The 19679-nt window shown below is 64.6% G+C and carries 17 protein-coding genes; 8 read left to right on the top strand and 9 right to left on the bottom strand.

The window, feature by feature from the left end:
* Positions 1 to 21: 21 nt before the first annotated feature.
* A complete protein-coding gene (locus ACVWZM_RS38250) occupies positions 22 to 1032 on the bottom strand; it encodes a carbon-nitrogen hydrolase family protein (protein ID WP_076834510.1) in 1011 nt (336 codons plus the stop codon).
* A 207-nt stretch (positions 1033 to 1239) separates the two neighbouring features.
* Between ACVWZM_RS38250 and ACVWZM_RS38245 the strand changes: the two genes are divergently transcribed.
* The 3 genes from ACVWZM_RS38245 to ACVWZM_RS38235 all read left to right on the top strand — a co-directional run bounded on the left by ACVWZM_RS38245 (position 1240) and on the right by ACVWZM_RS38235 (position 4256).
* Positions 1240 to 2196, top strand: coding sequence for an AraC-like ligand-binding domain-containing protein (locus ACVWZM_RS38245; protein WP_456835053.1), 957 nt, complete (start codon positions 1240 to 1242; stop codon positions 2194 to 2196).
* Positions 2197 to 2356: 160 nt separating this feature from the next.
* A complete protein-coding gene (locus tag ACVWZM_RS38240; RefSeq protein ID WP_456835052.1) occupies positions 2357 to 2710 on the top strand; it encodes a PilZ domain-containing protein in 354 nt (117 codons plus the stop codon).
* A 124-nt stretch (positions 2711 to 2834) separates the two neighbouring features.
* A complete protein-coding gene (locus tag ACVWZM_RS38235) occupies positions 2835 to 4256 on the top strand; it encodes an MFS transporter (RefSeq protein ID WP_456835051.1) in 1422 nt (473 codons plus the stop codon).
* An 84-nt stretch (positions 4257 to 4340) separates the two neighbouring features.
* On the opposite strand, the gene clpA is transcribed toward ACVWZM_RS38235, so the two are convergent.
* The gene (gene clpA, locus ACVWZM_RS38230; RefSeq protein WP_028336408.1) at positions 4341 to 6746 is read right to left on the bottom strand and encodes an ATP-dependent Clp protease ATP-binding subunit ClpA; all 2406 of its coding nucleotides are present in this window, start codon (positions 6744 to 6746) and stop codon (positions 4341 to 4343) included.
* A 259-nt stretch (positions 6747 to 7005) separates the two neighbouring features.
* Positions 7006 to 7338, bottom strand: a complete 333-nt coding sequence (gene clpS, locus ACVWZM_RS38225) for an ATP-dependent Clp protease adapter ClpS (protein WP_038385792.1) — start codon at positions 7336 to 7338, stop codon at positions 7006 to 7008.
* Between clpS and ACVWZM_RS38220 the strand changes: the two genes are divergently transcribed.
* On the top strand, positions 7331 to 7507 hold the full coding sequence (locus ACVWZM_RS38220) for a hypothetical protein (RefSeq protein WP_156436563.1): 177 nt from the start codon (positions 7331 to 7333) through the stop codon (positions 7505 to 7507). The genes clpS and ACVWZM_RS38220 overlap by 8 nt on opposite strands.
* A gap of 345 nt (positions 7508 to 7852) precedes the next feature.
* Entirely contained in the window at positions 7853 to 9733 is a 1881-nt protein-coding gene (locus ACVWZM_RS38215) for a TadE/TadG family type IV pilus assembly protein (RefSeq protein ID WP_057020815.1), read from the top strand.
* Between the two features lie 716 nt (positions 9734 to 10449).
* Here ACVWZM_RS38215 and ACVWZM_RS38210 read toward each other — a convergent pair.
* Positions 10450 to 10788 carry a phasin family protein gene (locus ACVWZM_RS38210; protein ID WP_016844841.1) on the bottom strand — a complete coding sequence of 113 codons (339 nt, stop codon included), beginning with the start codon at positions 10786 to 10788 and terminating at the stop codon, positions 10450 to 10452.
* 422 nt (positions 10789 to 11210) lie between these two features.
* On the opposite strand from ACVWZM_RS38210, the gene ACVWZM_RS38205 reads away from it, so the two are divergent.
* Complete coding sequence (locus ACVWZM_RS38205) at positions 11211 to 13004, top strand: serine hydrolase (RefSeq protein WP_253590025.1); 1794 nt, start codon at positions 11211 to 11213, stop codon at positions 13002 to 13004.
* A 239-nt stretch (positions 13005 to 13243) separates the two neighbouring features.
* On the opposite strand, the gene ACVWZM_RS38200 is transcribed toward ACVWZM_RS38205, so the two are convergent.
* The 4 genes from ACVWZM_RS38200 to ACVWZM_RS38185 form a co-directional block, all read right to left on the bottom strand.
* Positions 13244 to 13963 (bottom strand): DnaJ domain-containing protein, encoded by a 720-nt coding sequence (locus ACVWZM_RS38200; protein WP_456855899.1) that lies wholly within the window; start codon positions 13961 to 13963, stop codon positions 13244 to 13246.
* Positions 13964 to 14047: 84 nt separating this feature from the next.
* Entirely contained in the window at positions 14048 to 14788 is a 741-nt protein-coding gene (locus tag ACVWZM_RS38195) for a VWA domain-containing protein (protein WP_253590024.1), read from the bottom strand.
* Between the two features lie 89 nt (positions 14789 to 14877).
* Entirely contained in the window at positions 14878 to 15819 is a 942-nt protein-coding gene (locus ACVWZM_RS38190; protein WP_057020818.1) for an alpha/beta hydrolase, read from the bottom strand.
* A 390-nt stretch (positions 15820 to 16209) separates the two neighbouring features.
* Positions 16210 to 17133: a division plane positioning ATPase MipZ gene (locus ACVWZM_RS38185; RefSeq protein ID WP_456855898.1), complete on the bottom strand. Its 924-nt coding sequence runs from the start codon at positions 17131 to 17133 to the stop codon at positions 16210 to 16212.
* Positions 17134 to 17413: 280 nt separating this feature from the next.
* Here ACVWZM_RS38185 and panC point away from each other — a divergent pair, with 280 nt between their 5' ends.
* Together panC and ACVWZM_RS38175 are read left to right on the top strand one after the other, a co-directional pair.
* Positions 17414 to 18265 carry a pantoate--beta-alanine ligase gene (gene panC / locus ACVWZM_RS38180; protein ID WP_456855896.1) on the top strand — a complete coding sequence of 284 codons (852 nt, stop codon included), beginning with the start codon at positions 17414 to 17416 and terminating at the stop codon, positions 18263 to 18265.
* Positions 18266 to 18406: 141 nt separating this feature from the next.
* Positions 18407 to 19153, top strand: coding sequence for a hypothetical protein (locus ACVWZM_RS38175; protein ID WP_456855895.1), 747 nt, complete (start codon positions 18407 to 18409; stop codon positions 19151 to 19153).
* A gap of 43 nt (positions 19154 to 19196) precedes the next feature.
* Here ACVWZM_RS38175 and ACVWZM_RS38170 read toward each other — a convergent pair whose 3' ends face one another.
* Complete coding sequence (locus ACVWZM_RS38170; protein ID WP_456855893.1) at positions 19197 to 19637, bottom strand: DUF1489 family protein; 441 nt, start codon at positions 19635 to 19637, stop codon at positions 19197 to 19199.
* Positions 19638 to 19679: the final 42 nt, after the last annotated feature.

Genomic DNA, 19679 nt, shown 5'->3' with positions numbered 1-19679 from the left:
CTCCCGTTGGATGTCGTGCTTTCAGCTCGCGGCCGCGTCGATCTCCTCAAGGCTGTCGAGCGGAAGCGCGAAATGCTCGACGCGCTTCGAAGGCTTCTTGTTCAGCAGCAGACGCGTGACATCGGGGCGCGAATAGTGCCCTGCCGGATCGGCGGCGTTCTTGGCGATCCCGATCGCGCCGAGATCGATATCGGCGAGCAGCAGGCCCTCCTGCTCGGGCGGCAGCTTCTCGGCGATCGAGCTGCCGTCCGGCCCGTAGATCGCGGCATGTCCGCCGCCGACATGCAGCAGCGCGTGCTTGTCGTCGCGGTCGCACATCTCGTCGACCATCGCCTGCGAGACCGTGGCGCAGGGCGCCAGCACGAAGCACGAGCCTTCGACCGCATAGACCCGCGAGGCCGCGTTGTTGACCTCCCAGCCGAGCGCCGGCGCGAACGGATCGTACAGCGAGAAGCTCGGCCAGGCCGCGACATGGACCTGCTCGTTCTGGGCGTACATCGCGTATTTCGACAGCGGCTGCAGATGCTCCCAGCAGCACAGCGCGCCGAGCCGGCCGATGCCGGGACGGTCATGCACCGCAAGGTCGCTGCCGTCACCCTCGCCATAGACGGTGCGCTCGGCGTGGGTCGGCCGCAGCTTGCGCCGCTTCGCAATGGTCTCACCGTCGGGCCCGATCAACCATTGCGCGAGATAGAGGCTGCCGCCGTCGCGCTCGGACAGGCCGAGCACCGCGGTCATGCCGGCCTTCTTGACCGCGAGCCGCAGCTTCTCGGCCTGCGGGCTGTCGTAGCTCAGCGAGTTGTCGAAATAGCGCTGCACGAAACCGCGCCCGATCGCCCAGGCCGGCGAGTCCAGCCAGATGTACCAGGGATAGCCGGGGATGAACGCCTCGGGGAACGCGATCAGCTTCGCCCCTTTGGCGGCGGCCTCCTCGATCAGCGCGATGGACTTGGCGATGGAGGCGTCGAGGTCGAGCCAGGCAGGTGCGGCCTGCACCACCGCAACGCGGTATTTCGGATGTTCGATGCCCATGATGTCCTCCTCGCGGCCGACGCTTGCGGCCGGTTCGTGCTTGATCGGCCATGGCGGCCTCTGACATCATGCTGCCCCGAGACCGGGCACGCCGTTCGACCGGGACGGAAGGAAAATTCGACTGCGGAGGAGATTCCCCGGCCGTCCCCGGTATGAAGCTTGCTTTGTTTGCGTGGCCAGCGTTTGCACTCGTGAGGGGAGGAAATCATGCCGGCCCTGTTCACCACGGAAGACGCGCCCACCCATCGGCGCCTTGCGCTCTGGCAGGACATCGTCTGCGACGTGTTCGTGCAGCTCGACTGCAAGTCGGACCTCGGCACCGCCTTCCACGGCGCCATCACCAGCGCGCAGCTGGGCGCGGTGAAATGCTCCGTTGTCTCGTCGAGCCAGCAACGGGTGCTGCGCACGCCGTCGCGGATCGCACGCGCCAGCGAGGATTTTGTTCTGTTCGCCCTCGGCCGGAGTGGCGCGGGCGCCGTGCTGCAGGACGGCCGCGAGACCGTGATCCAGCCGGGCGAGTTCGCATTCTACGACACCACCCGGCCCTATGAATTGCGCTTCAACGCCGACTTCACGCAGACCATCTTCCAGGTGCCGCGCGCCATCCTGCACCGGCGCTTTGCCGGCACCCAGGGCTTAACTGCGACCACGTTCACATCGGATCGTCCCGTGCAGCGGCTCGCCTGGCAGTTCATCGCGGGGCTCTCCGAGATCGCCGACAAGCTCGATCCTGACAACGCGATCCGCCTCGCCGACCAGGCCGCCGACCTGCTGGCGATGGCAATGAGCGAGCGACTCGGCGGCACCGCGCTGCCCGCCTCGACCCACCGCTCCGCGCTGCTCTACCGCCTGAAGGCGCATGTGCTTGCGCATCTGCCGAACCCCGAGCTCAACCTCACCGAGACCGCCGCCGCGCTCGGCATCTCGCCGCGCTACGTCAACAGCCTTTTGGCCGACGAGGACACCTCGTTCCAGCGCTTCGTGCTGGCGCAGCGGCTGGAGCGCTGCAAGCGCGACCTCGCCTCACCGGCGCACGCGCATCGCCACATCGGCGAGATTGCATTCGCCTGGGGCTTTAACGATCTCTCGCATTTCGGCCGCGTGTTCCGCGACCATTACGGCCTGTCGCCGCGCGACTGGCGGCAAAGCCGGCTGCCGAACTAAAGCTTCGAGGGAAGCCATAGGTCTGTTGCGGCGCAAAATAGCCGGGAATCCGCGCCCTCACGGATGCAAATATTTACGCTAACTGCAACGGTTCCCCCGGCGCCCTTCTTTTCGCTGGGGCGGACCGGTACAGTCGTGCCGTTCATTTGGAGGATTTCCCGTGCAGGACCGGCGCCAGAGCGTACGCGAGAAGGTGTTCTATGGTGCGGTTGCGGAGATCGATGAACGCGGCTCGACGATGGATTGCGTCGTCCGCAACATCAGCGAAGGCGGTGCCTGCGTTGAATTTAGCGATGCCGCGCACTTGCCCGAAGAGATGAATCTCAGCGTCGCACGCAAGGGCCGCTCGTTCCTGGCCCGCCTGATCTGGCGCCAGGCTAACAAGGTCGGCCTCGCCTTCCGGATCATGACCTCCGACACGCCGGTCAGCGATCTCGACGAACGGGTCCGCCGCAGCGAGATCAAGAAGCGGCAGCTGCAGCGGCGCATCAATGAATTGCTCGGCCAGGGCTGAGCCATCTCGGCTCGGAGCCCTCGTTTCGTTCGCGGCCGGCATCCGGCATTCGGGGTTGCAAAGGCCGGGCTAATCCAGCATGCGGTAATCCCCGCAACGCCGGAACCGAGAGCCACTCCACGACATGTCGTCCGCGATGACAGAGCATCCCGACGGGCTGCCGCAGCCGCAGCGCAATTGGGCCATTCTCACGATCGCGCTCGGCCTCGTGATGGCCGTCGTCGACGGCTCGATCGCCAACGTTGCGCTGCCGACCATTGCCCGGGATCTGAACGCGAGCCCCGCGTTCTCGATCTGGATCGTCAACGGCTATCAATTGGCGATCACGATCTCGCTGCTGCCGCTGGCCTCGCTCGGCGAAATCATCGGCTATCGCCGCGTCTATCTGGCGGGGCTGTTGCTGTTCACGCTGGCCTCGCTGTTCTGCGCGCTGTCGCATACGCTGCCGCTTCTGACGGTCGCCCGCATCCTGCAGGGGTTTGGCGCTGCCGGAATCCTCAGCGTCAACACCGCGCTGGTCCGCTTCATCTATCCGCATTCGCTGCTCGGCCGCGGCATCGGCGTCAACGCGCTGGTGGTCGCGATCTCTGCCGCGGTCGGTCCGACCATCGCCTCGTTCATCCTGGCGGTGGGGACCTGGCCGTATCTGTTCGCAATCAATGTCCCGCTCGGCATTGTCACGCTGGCGCTGGGTTGGTGCTTCCTGCCGCACACCAGGCCGGCGGTTCACGCCTTCGACTGGCAGAGCGCCGCGATGAGCGCCATCGCGTTCGGGTTCGGCATCAGCGCGATCGACAGCGCCGGCCATGGCGGGTCGCTGTATCTCTGCGCATTGGAGTTCGCGGTCGCCGCGGTCGCCTCGCATTTGCTGTACCGGCGGCAGCAGCATCTGCCCTCGCCGCTGCTGCCCGTCGACCTGCTGCGGATTCCGATCTTCGCACTCTCGATCGGCACCTCGATCGCCTCGTTCTGCGGCCAGATGCTAGCCTTTGTCGCGATGCCGTTCTATCTGGAAAACCATTTCGGATATTCGGCGGTTCAGATCGGCCTGTTGATCACGCCGTGGCCGATCGCGGTCGCGTTCGCCGCCCCGCTCGCGGGCTGGCTGGTGGAACGCTATCCGGCCGGCCTGCTCGGCGGCATCGGCCTGCTGCTGTTCGCGACGGGATTGGGCACGCTGGCCTTGATGCCGGCCAACGCGACGCCGGTCGACGTGATCTGGCGCATGGCGCTCGCCGGTGCCGGCTTCGGCCTGTTCCAGACCCCTAACAACCGCACCATGATCGCCGCCGCCCCGCGCGAGCGCTCGGGCGGCGCCAGCGGCATGTTAGGGACCGCGCGCCTGCTCGGACAGACCATCGGCGCCGCTTTGGTGGCGCTGCTGCTGGCGCGCTATCCGGCTGACGGCACCCGGATCTCGCTGATGGTCGGCGTCGGCTTTGCCGTCGTGGGAGCTGTGCTCAGCACGCTCCGGCTGTCCTCGGCCGGCAGCCGCGGCGCCGACCGGGTGCGGGTCCAGGAGGGCCAGCGGCTGAAGGGCGAGTGACGGCGCGGAGACGCGCCTCCCACCGCCAGAAACAAAAAGGCCGGCTGTTCAGCCGGCCTTTTCGTTTGGTTGTTCGCTCGCGCCTCAGACCTTGACCATCGGTCCCTTTGAGGCCGGCCCCTTGGTGCCGCCTCCGCCGCCGTTGGGACCGCCCTTCGGCGGCTTGCGCTTGCGCGGCGGCAGGTTCTCGGGCTTCGGCGTGACCGGGCCCTCGACATATTCGAAGCCGATCTTGTCCTTGGCGGTCGCCTCGTCCTTGACCAGGATGACGCGGACATGTCCGCCGCCCTTGAGCTGACCGAACAGCACCTCATCCGCGAGCGGCTTCTTGATGTGCTCCTGGATGATGCGCGCCATCGGACGTGCGCCCATCTGCTCGTCATAGCCGTGCTCGATCAGCCAGGCCTTTGCAGGCTCGGACAGCTCGATCGTGACGTCGCGGTCGGCGAGTTGCGCCTCGAGCTGCAGCACGAACTTCTCGACCACCATGCCGATCACCTCGGCATTGAGGTGCGCGAACGAGACGATCGCATCCAGCCGGTTGCGGAACTCCGGCGCGAACTGGCGATTGATCGCTTCGTGATCGTCGCCTTCCCGCTTCGAGCGGGTGAAGCCGAAGGCCTGCCGCGCAAGATCGGCCGCGCCGGCATTCGTGGTCATGATCAGGATCACGTTGCGGAAGTTGACCTGCTTGCCGTTGTGGTCGGTGAGCCGGCCATGATCCATGATCTGCAGCAGCACGTTGTAGAGATCCGGATGCGCCTTCTCGATTTCGTCGAGCAGCACGACGCAATGCGGATGCTGGTCCACGCCATCGGTGAGCAGGCCGCCCTGGTCGAAACCGACATAGCCGGGAGGCGCGCCGATCAGGCGCGACACGGTGTGCCGCTCCATATATTCGGACATGTCGAAGCGCAGCAGCTCGACACCGAGCGACGCCGCCAGTTGCTTGGCCACCTCGGTCTTGCCGACGCCGGTCGGACCCGAGAACAAATAGCTGCCGATCGGCTTCTCCGGCTCGCGCAGGCCGGCTCGCGCCAGCTTGATCGACGCCGCCAGCGACTCGATCGCCTTGTCCTGGCCGAACACCGTGCGCTTCAGGGTCTGCTCGAGATGCTTCAGCACCTCGGCATCGTCCTTCGACACGCTCTTCGGCGGGATCCGCGCCATGGTCGCGATCGTGGTCTCGATCTCCTTGATGCCGATCGTCTTCTTGCGCTTGCTCTCGGCGACCAGCATCTGCGCCGCGCCGGACTCGTCGATCACGTCGATCGCCTTGTCGGGCAGCTTGCGGTCGTGGATGTAGCGCGACGACAGCTGCACCGCAGCCTCGATCGCCTCGTTGGTGTATTTCAGCCGATGGTAATCCTCGAAATAGGGCTTCAGGCCCTTGAGGATCGCGATTGCGTCTTCCACCGTCGGCTCGTTGACGTCGATCTTCTGGAAGCGCCGCACCAGCGCGCGGTCCTTCTCGAAGTGCTGACGGTATTCCTTGTAGGTGGTCGAGCCCATGCAGCGGATCGTGCCCGAAGCCAGCGCGGGCTTCAGCAGATTGGACGCATCCATCGCGCCGCCGGAGGTGGCGCCGGCGCCGATCACGGTGTGGATCTCGTCGATGAACAGGATGGCGTTCGGATGCGCCTCCAGCTCCTTCAGGACCTGCTTGAGCCGCTCCTCGAAATCACCGCGATAGCGGGTGCCCGCAAGCAGCGTGCCCATGTCGAGCGAGAACACGGTCGCGGCCGCCAGCACTTCCGGCACATCGCTGTCGACGATGCGCTTGGCGAGGCCTTCGGCAATCGCGGTCTTGCCGACGCCGGCTTCGCCGACGAACAGCGGGTTGTTCTTCTGGCGGCGGCACAGCACCTGGATCGCACGATTGATCTCGGCATTGCGGCCGATCACCGGATCGATCTTGCCGTCGCGCGCCTTCTTGTTGAGGTTGACGCAATAGGTCTCGAGCGCCTCGCCCTTCTTCTTGGCGTCCTCGTTGCCCTTGGTCTCGGTTTCCTCGTCGACGCCGCGCACCGGCCGCGCCTCGGACACGCCGGGCCGCTTGGCGATGCCGTGGCTGATGTAGTTGACGGCGTCGTAGCGCGTCATGTCCTGCTCCTGCAGGAAGTACGCGGCGTGGCTCTCGCGCTCGGCGAAGATCGCGATCAGGACGTTGGCGCCGGTCACTTCCTCGCGACCGGACGACTGGACGTGAATCACCGCGCGCTGGATCACGCGCTGGAACCCGGCGGTCGGCTTCGCGTCATCGGCGCCGTCAGTCACCAGGTTTTCGAATTCGGTCTCGAGATAATTAACGAGGCTGGTCCTGAGCTTGTCGAGATCGACGCTGCAGGCCCGCATCACAGCCGCCGCATCCGAGTCATCGATCAGCGACAGCAGCAGATGTTCGAGCGTCGCGTATTGATGGTGACGCTCGTTTGCGATCGCCAATGCACGGTGCAGCGACTGTTCAAGGCTTTGGGAAAAAGTTGGCATTCGCGTCCTCTATGGCCCCCTGCCATCATGATCGCCATTACCGGGTCAGGCAATAACAACCTTCGTGATCGCCTTTGATATAGTTACGACGGATCGTGGCGAAAGACCGGTCCCGCGATGATGGTTTTCTTCTAAATTCGGGGCATCGGGGCGTCGCGCGGCGACGCCCGTGATCGTACGGGAACGCCGTTCACCACCATCAAAAACCGCGATGCAAGACCCGTTCCGCGCCTCGCGGCGGGTCAGTCGTTCCAGCGACCTATTTCTTTTCCATCACGCACTGCAGTGGATGCTGGTGCTTGCGCGCGAAGTCCATGACTTGCGTCACCTTGGTCTCGGCGATCTCGTAGGTAAAAACGCCGCACTCGCCGATCCCGTGGTGATGAACGTGCAGCATGATCTTGGTCGCCGCCTCGGCGTCCTTGTTGAAGAATCGTTCCAGCACGTGAACGACGAACTCCATCGGCGTGTAGTCGTCGTTCAGGATCAGGACTCGGTACAGGTTCGGACGCTTGGTCTTCGGCTTGACCTTGGTGATGACCGAGGTCGAGGGGCCGTTGCCCGTCCCATTGCGGTTGTCATCATTGTTCATTTTCGGCGCCGGCGCGGCGGCCACCGCCGGCATCGACGAAACCGGCTCGGAAATCGGGACTGTCAACGTGGATCGCAACATGGCTCAGGCGTTCGAATTCCCCAAGGGAAACCGGATGGCGGGAAACCGGATGGCAATTGGATGGTGGTCGCGATTGCCGCAAGACTGATCGCGGAACCCCCAGCAATGCTTTCCAGATTGCCGCTCCCGGTCCGATCCGGCGGCCGGATCGACTTCCCGAATATGGGCCTCGCGAGGCCCAGCCGCAAGCGCAGACCCGGCGCGGCCCACCGGTCCGATTCCGGGCGCGGCAACCCTCGGAAGGTTAATCATTTCTGCCCGATTTGACAAAGGAGTCGGGCGGCCAATTTAGACGTCATTGAGGATAGCGAGCGCTTTTGCCCGGCTTTTGAGCCTCCCCCGCGCCGCCCTGCCGGGTTTCCCGCGCCCGATTCACCATCTGTTTAGCGGCGCCGGTCGAGATGCCACCGCAATCCATTTCGACGAGAGTGCCATGCTTGGTTCAGCCATTTCCGATCGCGTCTGCGCGGTTGCTCGCCGGTTTTCCAGGGCAAATAACGGCAATGTCGCGGTGATCTTCACCTTCGCAATGCTGCCGCTCCTCGCTTTCGTGGGAGCCGCGATCGACTATACCCGCGCCAACAACGCCCGCTCCGCGATGCAGGCAGCCCTCGATTCGACCGCGCTGATGCTGTCCAAGGATCTGACCATGGGCAACATCACGGCTGCGGATATCCCGAGCAAGGCGCAGACCTATTTCACCGCGCTTTACACCAATAAGGACGGCCAGGGCATTTCCGTCACGGCGAACTACACCACCCCGACCTCGAGCGCGGCGGCCACCATCCTGCTGGGCGGATCCGGCCACATCAAATCCGATTTCATGCAGCTGGCCGGTTTTCCGACGCTGGGTTTCAAGAGCTCGACGACCACCACCTGGGGCAACGTCAAGATGCGCGTCGCCCTCGCCCTCGACAACACGGGATCGATGTCGGACGACAACAAGATCACCGCGCTGCGCAACGCGGTGGCCGGAACCGGCGGGCTGATCGACCAGCTCAGCGCGCTGAGCAAGAACAATGGTGACGTCTATATCTCCGTCATTCCGTTCGAGAAGGTCGTCAATGTCGGCACCAGCAATGTCGGTCAGAGCTGGATCGACTGGACCGACTGGCTCAATCCCCCGACCACGCAGCCCGCCAACGGCACCATGCAGGCAAGCCTGCCGATGAACTGGCACGCGGTCGGACCCGGTGCGCGATGCCCGTGGACCAACAACAACGGCGGCTTCACCTGCCAGAAGAGCCCGACAAATACGGGCAGCGCGAACTACATCCCCTCGAGCGGGACCTATTCAGGCTACATCTGCCCCAGCGTCGATGCGAACTCCTACACGCGCTACAATGGCTGCTGGGTGAGCACGCAGGTCGGCACCGGCGTGTTCTGCAGCGGCTCGACGTCGTGCAGCTGTCCGAAGAATTCGTCGGGTAACGATGTCTCCGGCTGCAGTTGCGGCACCTCCGGCGGCGTCTATCAATGCACCGGCAAGCTGTATACCCACGACTGGACGCAGCCCGGCCCCAACGACACGGCCGACAATCAGGGCCAGCCCCGGGTCAGCGCCGTCGTCGGATGGACCAACAATCAATGGACCTCGACCAACCAGATCCCCACCGTGAAAAACGACTGGCGGCAAGCGTCCACCAACCCGATCGGCAACTGGACGGGCTGCATCGCCGACCGCACCCAGCCGAATGATGCAACCGGCGTGCTGCCGGCGTCATCCGACGTCACCACGCTTTTCCCGGCCAACGAGCTCTTTGAGAACGGCTACTCCTACTGCAGCAGCAACTCCTCGCCGCAGCTCGAGCCGATCATTCCGTTGAGCTACAACTGGACCGCGCTCAAAAATGCGGTCAACGCGATGCAGCCGACCGGCGGCACCAACCAGGCGGTCGGCCTGGCGTGGGCATGGCAGTCGCTACTGGTGGGCGGCCCGTTGAACACGCCGGCGGAGGACTCCAACACCACCTACAACCGGGTCATCATTCTCTTGTCCGACGGTCTGAACACCGAGGACCGCTGGCCCGAATACGGCGACGGCCGCACGCAGGCCTCCGGCAACCCGATCGACGCCAGGCAGGCCCTGCTGTGCCAGAATCTGCAGGCCGCGAAGGACTCCAGCGGCCAACCGCTGTACACGATCTACACGATCCAGGTGAACACGCACTCGCCCGCCGATCCGACCTCGACCGTCCTGAAGAACTGCGCCAGCACGCCCGACAAATTCTTCATGCTCACCAGCTCGACCCAGATCCTGACGACGTTCAACACGATCGGAACGGCCCTCAGCAAGCTGCGGCTGGCCAAATAGTCGCCCGCTTGAGGCAATCGGGATAGGGGGAGTCTCGCGACTCTCCCCTCCCACACCACCGTACATACGGGTCCGTATACGGCGGTTCACCGGATTAAGCGCGAACGGTTTGTTTTGCGTCCGCGCCAGAGGCTCAGATAGTGGTCTCCGTCGTGTCGGCTTCGGCCCCTTTGAGCGGCGCCGTCCGGGCTTCACCCTTTCCCGCCGCTCCAAAGGCCAGTGACCTGGATTTCAGCCGCATGGCCGGCTCGAGGCTTCCACATCCAAACGTCTTTCCAGCGTTCGGGCCTTCAGCGAAACTCGTTCCGCCTACTATGCCGTCTGCTGACTTCTCCGTCGCGATCACGGACCTTGCGGCCCGCTCAGTCCGGTCGCCCGGACACGCCGAAGATCTCCCGAGGTAAGTTCGACCGCCTTCCCTGCACGCCCGCCGGATTTACCACCCCAACCCTTGATGACTGTGGACTTTGCGATCATTGGCTCGCTCGTCCGGTTGGGTAGGCCTCGTTATCCGGTTTTTGTCCATCGGGCCGCAGGTTTGCTCCACGCTTCCTTCAGACCCCACCTCGCGATGACGCCCTTGCGCTTCGCTAACCCTTCGCCGCCATCAGGCTGGGTAAAGGACTTCCACCTCCAAGCTGTCGAACATGCTCGGCACACCAACAAAAAAGCCCGGCCAAACGGCCGGGCTTTTCGTTTGTCTTGGACGGCAACGCTTACTGAGCGGCGGGCGCGAACTTGGAGACCAGACCCTCATAGGGCTTGAAGGTCTGCTTGGCGCAGTCGCTGTACAGGCCGGCGATCTTCTGCGATTCCGCAACGAAGGTCTCGTAGGACGAGCGCAGGTACTCGGTCTGCGCCTCGAGCGCCTTGTCCAGCGACTTCACGCCCGACAGCTTCTCGACGAACGACTTGGTGTCCTCAAAGGACTTCTTGGCATAGTCGCCATAGGCGGTGGCGATGGCCTGAACGCCGCTCTGCAGGTTGTTCGCCGACGCGGTGACCGACTCGAAATGCTCTTTGCCGTAGTTCTGAATGTCTTCGATCTTGACCATGGATGGAATTCCTTTTCCCAGACTTGAAGGCGCAAATTCCCATTGCCGGGAAGCTCCCGGCCCCCTGACGCCGATAGCCATATCGCATCGCACAATAGAGTCAACGAATATTGTGCATCGCACAATCCCACAACCCCGAATCTCCGGCATTCGCGATAAACCCCGGGGACTACGCAACGGTTGCTTAATCTTTTGGAAACTCGGTCCGCCTAACCTGATTCCCGGACTTTGTTCGCCTTCCGACAGACAGCCTCGAAAGCTGTTTGTGAACAACACCTTAGCTAGAAGAGCGACCTGAGCCGCCACCTCGGCCGATGGTTCTGCCCGAAGTGGTTTGTTGCGCAGGCAAGGATCGATGGCCGCCGGGCACAATTTCGCCTCACGAGCCAGTGATCTAGATAGAAATTGGGACGGGGAAGTAGATGCTTCGAACAACCTTGGCCTCCTCGCGGGCGCTGCGAGTTGGCGTTCTTGGGCTCGTTACCGTCACGACGGCGATCCTGATCACGAGTGATAGCGCCGAGGCGCGCCGTCACCGGCGCCACTACGCCCGTCACCACCACAGCCAGGAAGCGCGCGAGAGCTACAGCCCGCAATTCGCGTCGATCATCGTCGACGGCAACACCGGTTCGGTGCTCACCGCCACCAGTCCCGACGGCTTGCGCCACCCGGCCTCGCTGACCAAGATCATGACGCTCTATCTGCTGTTCGAGCGCCTCGATTCCGGGAAGATGAAGCTCGACACCGAAATGCCGGTGTCCGAGCACGCCTCCGAACAGGACCCGACCAAGCTCGGCCTGCGGCCCGGCTCGACCATCAAGGTCGAAGACGCCATCAAGGGCCTGGTCACCCGCTCGGCCAATGACGCCGCGGTCGTGATCGCCGAGGCGATCGGCGGCAGCGAAGACGATTTCGCCCGGATGATGACCCGCAAGGCCCGTGCGCTCGGCATGAGCCGGACCGTTTATCGCAACGCCTCCGGCCTGCCCAACGATGAGCAGGTGACGACGGCGCGCGATCAATCGACTCTCGGCCGCGCGATCCAGGACCGCTTCCCGCGCTACTACCGCTACTTCTCGACCTCGGTGTTTAACTTCCGCGGCCAATCGATCCGCAACCACAATCATCTGCTCGGCAACGTCGAGGGCGTTGACGGTATCAAGACCGGCTACACCCGCGCGTCCGGCTTCAACCTCGTGACCTCGATGCGCCGCGGCAATCGCTTCCTGGTCGGCGTGGTGCTTGGCGGCCGCAGCGGCGGCTCGCGTGACGCCATCATGCGCAACCTGCTCGCCGAGAACGTCGGGAAGGCCGCGACCACCCGCACTGCCGCAGCGATCACCGAACGCAATCCGGCCGACGCCAATGTGGAGGTCGCCGACGCGGATAATGCGCGCGCGCCGGACACCTCGCCCGTCGCGGCATCGGAGCCCGCCGCTGCAGCTGCCGCGATCCAGGCGCCGCGCCCGGCCAGCAAGCCCTCGCTGATGGCGGCCGCCGCCGCCGCGCTGCCGCCGCTTCCGGCCAAGCCGGAGCCGCAGGCCAAGCCCGAGCCGGCGCCGCTGACCTCAGGCGTGATCCAGACCCAGCCGATCGCCGCGATCCCCGGCTCGGCTGAACCGATGAAGCCGGTCAAGGTGAAGACGGTGCAGGTCAAAGCCGGCCAGATCAAGCTCGCCGCGGCCGGCCCGGCGCAGTCCGCGCCTCCGATCACCAACACGATCCCCTCGCGCGGCGAGGTCCCCGAGACCTCCAATGCGATGATGGCGCGGGCCGCCGAGACCTCGAGGCCGGAAATGCCGCCGCAGCCGGCCAATTTCGGCACCGGCAATGGCATCCTCGGCGTGCTGCCGGCCTCGGCCGTCCATGCACCCGCTACCCCGGCGCCACAGGCCGTTGCGTCGATCGAGCCCGCAACCCGCAGCGTGCAGGCCGCTCCGCCGACCAGCTCAGCAAAGCCGAGCGCCGCGCATACCGGCTGGATCATCCAGGTTGGCGCGCTGGAGTCCGAGGGCGAAGCCAACAAGCGCATCGACCTGGCGCGCAGCTCGGCCCGCGGCCTGCTCAGCAAGGCGGACCCGTTTACCGAGGTGGTCGCCAAGGATAATCGCAAGCTCTATCGCGCCCGTTTTGCCGGCCTCGAGCGCGATCAGGCCGAGGCGGCTTGCAAGACGCTGAAGCGCGCTGAGATCTCCTGCATCACCGTTCGCAACTGATCGTCAGCATCTGCTGATTTCGAACGGCCGGCGCCGCAAGCGCCGGCCGTTTTGCTTTTGCCGCCGCGAAAACAGCCGGCCGTCCGCGAGCGGCGCAACCATGAAACTTCTCGTCAAGATTTTACGGTTAAGTTTTCCCGAAAGAGCGATCGGCCACGCCGGACAGCGGCGGGCCAGACGGGGCATCAATCAGAAACGGAAGGCAGCTCTCGGCTGTGGCGTTGGTAGCGTAGCCGGAGTTAGAGATGCGTGCGAAGCAGAGTGTCCTTGGCCTCGTTCACACGGGCCGCGAGGTACGTCGAGCCCCCCTGGTCGGGATGGAGTTTCTTCATCAGGGTTCGGTGAGCCCGGCTGATGTCGTCGCGCGACGCTCCCGGCTGCAGGCCAAGGATCTGATAGGCCTCCTCGTTCGTCATTTTGCCGCCCGACGCCGCACGGCCCTGCCCCCGTGCCCGGTCGCCCTGTGCGTCCTGACGCCAGGCGGGAAAGCGGCGGTCCAGATAGCTTTCAAGTAGCGCGACGCTCTCGGCGTCGAAGCTCGGGACCAACGCCAATAGCTGCGACAGGTCGAACTCATCGAGCATGCGGCCGGCCTGCGGTCCGGCCACGATCTGGCCCCTGAGCACGCCGCTGCCGTGATCGAGGGTCATATCGAGATATTGCGAGCGCACCCGCGAGCTTTGTCCCTGGCTGCGCGAACCGCCGAACATACCGCCGAGATTGGGAAATCCGGTGCTTCCGAACGGCGACCAGCCGAGCAGTCCGGCGCCGAAAATGCCGAGCGGAATTGCCACCGCCAGTTCGCCCCGCACGCCGGTAAAGGCCGCGACCGCCAGCGCGAGCACCCCGCCACCGATCTTGATCGCGCGCGCAAGCACGGCGGGATTGGCCGCACGAAACATCTGCAGCGCGGAATAAAGGACGACAACGGCGACGACGCCGGCGATCAGGGTTGGCATATCCGGAATATAGGCGGCCCGGCGGCAAAAAGCATGCGAAGCTTCGTCTCACCGGCGTCAGGCGGAGCCTGACGCGACGCGGCGCTATTTCATCTGGCCGATCAGCTTCGCCGCACCGCTCGCGGTCTTGGCCAGCTGCAGCAGCGCCTCGCGGCCGCCGGCGGCATAGGCTGCGGCGGCACGCAGCAATTCGCGGAGCTGCGCGGCCGCGCCGGGATCGAACCTGCACCATGCCCCGCCGGTCAGCCGCGCGATCTCGCGAAACGTCAGCTCGGCGGTCGCATCCCTGCCCTCCTGGAACATGAAGACCGGCACCTTGAGCAGGCCGAGCTCACCGGCTTTGGCGCAGAGATCGTCGGCGCTCTCCTCCATCGCGTCGCCGACGAACACCAAGGCGCGCACCCCTGCCTCGACCGCTTCGCGACGCGTCTCGGACAGCACCTTGCCGATCTGGGTGTTGCCGCCCTGGCAATCGATCTTGCTCATCAGCCGCGCGAGCTGCGCGCTGTCGGAGATCCAGCCCGACGCACGGCATTCATTGAAGCCGCGATAATAGACGAGGCGGATATCGAGACTGCCGAGCGCGCCGGCCTCGCGGAACATGTCCGCCTGCAGCGTGCACGCCATGTCCCATGTCGGCTGCCGGCTCATCGTGGCGTCGAGCGCGAACACCAGCCTGCCGTGGGCGCCGGCGCGATGCGGCGACATCGCCCGCGCCTTGGCGACGAATGCCGCGATGTCGTTCGCGCTGGATGCCGGCACGCCAGGCGCATGGGCCGGGCGTACATCGCTTCCGGATGTCGGTTTGATCGTCTTGCCGGCCATCAGCGCTTGCCTCGTACAGCAAACACTATGTGGGCCGCGGCAGTGGATTGGTCAACGTGAGAGGCCAGCCTGGACCGCGAGCCGCCCGGTCAATTCGTGACCGACGGATCCTTCTTCGTCTCGGTCTTGGTCAGCGAGAGCGACTTCTTGAGCTTATCGGTCAAGGTCTGAGGTTTCTCGACCGGCACGTAAAGCGAGACGGGACCGGGCTCCAGAATCTTCGGCGGCGCATTCCTGGTGTCGACCGGCGCGACAGCGCTGTCGGTATCGGCGAGGAATTTATCGAGCATGGCCTGGATCGAGTCCTTGGCCTTCTCGGGCCCGGTGTCACGCATGTCGTTGTGCTGGAAGTTGGTGTTCACCACGGTGATGCCGGCCTTCTCGCATTCGTCGGCATCGGGAACGACGCCCGGATCCGGCTTGAACTGCGAGTCATGCGAACGGAACGACAGGATCTTGAACTTGCCGTCGGTCATGAACGGCACGCGCAGATTGTCCAGCGTCACCACCTTCTTGATCTCGTCCGGATATTGCTTGGCGAAATACATCGCGATATCGCCGCCATTGGAATGGCCGACCATCGTCAGCTTGCTGTAGTCCGCGTTCGGCTTGCGCTTCTTCATCTCCTCGATCGCGAACTTGATGTTGGTGATGCCGCGCTGGTACTGCGGCAGGCGGCCGACATAGAGCTCACCGACCTTGGTCACCATCGGCCCGTCCGACGGCAGGTCGTTCTGAATGCTGATGGTCAGATAGCCGCGCGCCGCGAACACGTTCGCGAGGAAGGAATATTCGGTGAATTTGACGGTATTGCCATGATTGAGGATCGCAACCGGCAGCGTGATCATGCCAGCGTCGGCCTGCATCTCCTTGTCGAAGCGCACGGCAACGTCGACCGCGACCGGCCGCTCATCGCGCGTCGGGTCCTTGAACATGAGAGTTTCATGACGGATCGCCCACTTGCTCGCGGTAAAATAGGCCGCCGTGATCACCACGGAGAGAGAAAGCAGAACGAGAATTCCACGCTTCATGACGTCCTCGAGGTGCCCGCCTTTTCAGGGCTATTCTTGGCCGGAGACTCTTCGGCCTCCTTTTGAGAATATATGTCACAGCGCCGTGACAGGAAGTCTAAAAGTTGGGACTTCGCAGCACGTTCATTGTGCGGTGCACACAACCTTTGTGCATTCGCTTCTGGCGCCATGGTTCTGCGGCACGATAATACCTCAAGACCAACCGACGGGGAGCGGAAACGCGGCTGGCTTGGGAAAACCGGATCTGGCCAGCTTTGTTCCGGCATATTGGCGACGGAGTGGCCGAAAACCCCGCAAGACTACCGTGCTTCTGGACGGGCCAGGAAGTGACGATAGTCACTTCCTGGACGCCCGACGCCCTGGAACCTGCCAGAAGGAGTGCCCGGCGGTCTAGCCGCCGATGATGTCGTCGACTTCCAGCGGCTTGTCGACCTGGCTGAACCATTCGGCCCGGTTGGCGGCCCTGCGGCGGCCGCGCTCGTCGAGCGGCAGCTTGAGCTGGCGCAGCAGGCTCATCACCTCCTCGCGGGCGGTGACGTGACCGAGGCTCGGGCGGGTGCCGAGCGTCGCCTCGTCGATGTCGTCGAGCGCCGTCAGCCCGCGCGGGAAGAATTCGCGATAGACCACCCGCTCGGCAAAGCCGTCGACCGCACGGAACCCGAGCCGCAGCGACAGCTGTTTCAAGCCGTCGGCCACCAGCTGCTTGTTGCGCGAGCCGAGCATCGACAGCCGGTTGCGCACCACGATCCAGTCGGTCGAGGCGCCATCGAGGCGGCGGCGCTTGCGTCTGGTGTCGCGCACCATCTCCGCATAATGGCTCTCGCCGGTCACCGCATAGGTCGCGGGATCGACGGTGCCGAGCACGTCGAAATCGAGGAAGCTGTCGTTGATCGGGGTTACCAAAGTGTCGGCCATCGAATGCGCGAGCCGCATCAGGTAGCTGTCCGCGCCCGGGGTATCGATGACGATGAAATCACAGGCGCGTTCCACCGCGCTCACAGCGGCCATGAACTGCTGGAATTCCGCGTTCTCGTTCTCCTCGATCTGCATCGTCTCGCCGTACTTGATGCAGTGGTGTGCCGGGAGCTCGAGGTCGAGCCCGGTGCGTCGCGCCCAGGCCTGGCGATTGCTGATGTAGCGGGTGAAGCTCTGCTGGCGGCAGTCGAGATCGATGCTGGCGACGCGTTGCCCGGCCCTCAGCAGCGCGACGGCGATATGCAGGGCGGTGGTCGACTTTCCCGATCCACCCTTCTCGTTGCCCAGCACGATGACATGTGCGGAGCCGGATTGACCCTGACGAGCCTGCACCAACATGATTCAAATCCCCGCAATGATCTTCAAAGCGAGCGCCGCTGCGGTCAAGTGAAATGCATCGCTGCGACAGGAAATCGATTGCGGCCGTGCTGATGAATCGATCAAGCAACACTGCTGCGTCGATCGGCGGCTTTGATCCGCGCACGTTCGAGATCGTGTAAGGCTTATCGGCCGGTTTGCCGATCGTGGTTCGGACTTGGTAAGCTGCGTGACCTGCCGAACGCCAACCCGTCCCGCCCAGATTCGTTCCCACCCGGATTGCCCCACGAGCCGAGACCAGATGCCGAGAAATCCCACCGTCGTCCGTACCGTCCCCGCCCTTCGTCGCGCCGTCGACACGCTGCGCGTCAAGAAGGCAACCGTCGCGCTGGTCCCAACCATGGGAGCGCTCCATGACGGCCATGTGTCGCTGGTGCGGCTCGCCAAGCGCCGCACCAAGCGGGTCGTCGTCTCGATCTTCGTCAACCCGACCCAGTTCGCGCCGACCGAAGATTTCGGCTCCTATCCGCGCACCTGGAAAGCCGACGTCGCCAAGCTCGCCGCCGAGGGCGTCGACCTGATCTGGCATCCCGAGGTGAAGGCGATGTACCCGGACGGCTTCGCCACCAGGATCGTGCCGGAGGGGCCGGCCACCGCCGGGCTCGAGGATCGCTTCCGGCCGCATTTCTTCGGCGGCGTCGCCACCGTGGTCGGCAAGCTGTTCACCCAGGTCCGGCCCGACGTCGCGATCTTTGGCGAGAAGGACTTTCAGCAGCTCCGGGTCGTCACCCAGATGGCCGCGGACCTCGACCTCGGGGTCAAGGTGATCGGATCCAAAACGGTGCGCGAGCGCGACGGTCTCGCGATGTCGTCACGCAACGTCTACCTCTCGCCGGAGGAACGGCGCGCCGCCCCTGAGCTTCACCGGGTGATGAAGCAAACGGCCGGCCGCCTGCGCGCCGGCGAGGATACCGCGACCGCAATGGCTGACGGCGCCGCGGCGATCACCAGGGCCGGCTTCGTGCTCGATTATCTCGAAGTGCGCCACGCCGCCTCCCTGGCGCCGATCGGCTCGCTGAAGGACGGCCCGATGCGGATGCTGGTGGCGGCAAAGCTCGGCAGCACGCGCCTGATCGACAATATCGCGGTCTGAGACCGGACCGGAAAAGTGTGAAACGGTTCATGCGCAGAGAGGATGCGAGCCTGTAATGAGGGCTCGGCCTCATCTGTGCGGCCGGGTGCTTGCGCCACGCTCGCGACGCATGGATGATCGCGCCTTTCGAGGGCGATCGGAATGAACCATTACTTCAGGCAAGGCATTGTTCTTGGCATCGCGCTGCTGGCCGCGGCTGGGGCGCAGGCACAGACCCGGCCGCCGGTCGGCGGCGTCAATTCGGCGCCCGGCGCCATGATCTTCTACGTCGCGCATGGTGCGCCTGATGCCTGCGGCCCCGGCTGCTCGGACTGGATCGCGGCCGAAGGCGCGGTGCAATGGGACACCTACAAGCGCCTGCTGGCGATCCTCGACCGGCAGAACGGACGCAAGCTGCCGGTGGTGATCAATGTCAAACCGGGCTCCGACCTCACCGTCGCTGCCAGCCTCGGTCGCATCCTGCGCGGTCGCGGCATCGATGCGGCGGTGGCGGCAACCGAGGTCGAGGCATGCAACGGAAAACCCGAGGAGGAATGCTTTGCACTGAAGCGGCCTGGCGGCCCGCTGGATGCGAAGGAAAAGCTCTCCGGTGTGCCCTGCGAGCTTGCATGTGTATTGATGCTTGCGGGCGGCGTGCATCGTAACCTGCCGCCCGGCAACCGCGTCATCCTGACCGCAAGGATGCAGATCTACGACCGGCTCGCACCCAACGTCTCTGCCGAGCACCGCGAAAGCGTTACCACAATCTTCACCGATCAGTTCCGGAGATATCTCAGCGAGATGGGGATCGGCCATGAACTGTTCGACGTCACCGCCGACAGGGCAGGTGGCCGTTATGTCGAGGTCCCGGCCTCAGAATGGGCTCGGCTGCATCTCGTGACCCAGTGATCCCGGATCACTGCCGTTCGATTGCTCAGAGCAACCCGATTGCTTACAGCAAGCCGAGGTCGCGCAACTCGCGGCGCATCGGCTCGGGCATCGATGCCACGCTGGCGGCGCTCGACTTGGTGAGATCGGCCGGCGCGGAGTCTGCGGTCAGGTAGCGCCAGCCCTGGAACGGCCGCATCGGCCGCGGCGAGACCGCGATCACCTTGGGCTGCATCACCAGCCGGCAGCGTCCGATGCCGTCCTTGTCGCGGAACGGCTCGATGGCGATGATCTTCTCGCGCGCGGCGATCTCGCCGCGGATCACCCAATAGAGCGAGCCGCCGGCAAGGATCTCCTCCTCGCGCTTCGGCGTCATCCGCGTGATGTGGACGTGACGGAGCGGCAGGCTCTTTTTCTTCGCGGTCGCCATCCGTTCGGCAACCCAGCCCTTGAGTTCCTTGACGGAGTCGCAACCGACGGCGAGCTTGATGAGATGAAGCGGCATGCGCCGGATGTAGCGGCCGGCGAGCGCTTTGAAAAGGGAGCG

The organism is Bradyrhizobium sp. USDA 4501, assembly GCF_054062115.1.
Note: the sequence above shows the minus strand (reverse complement) of the source record. Positions and strands in the feature narration are given on the sequence as shown.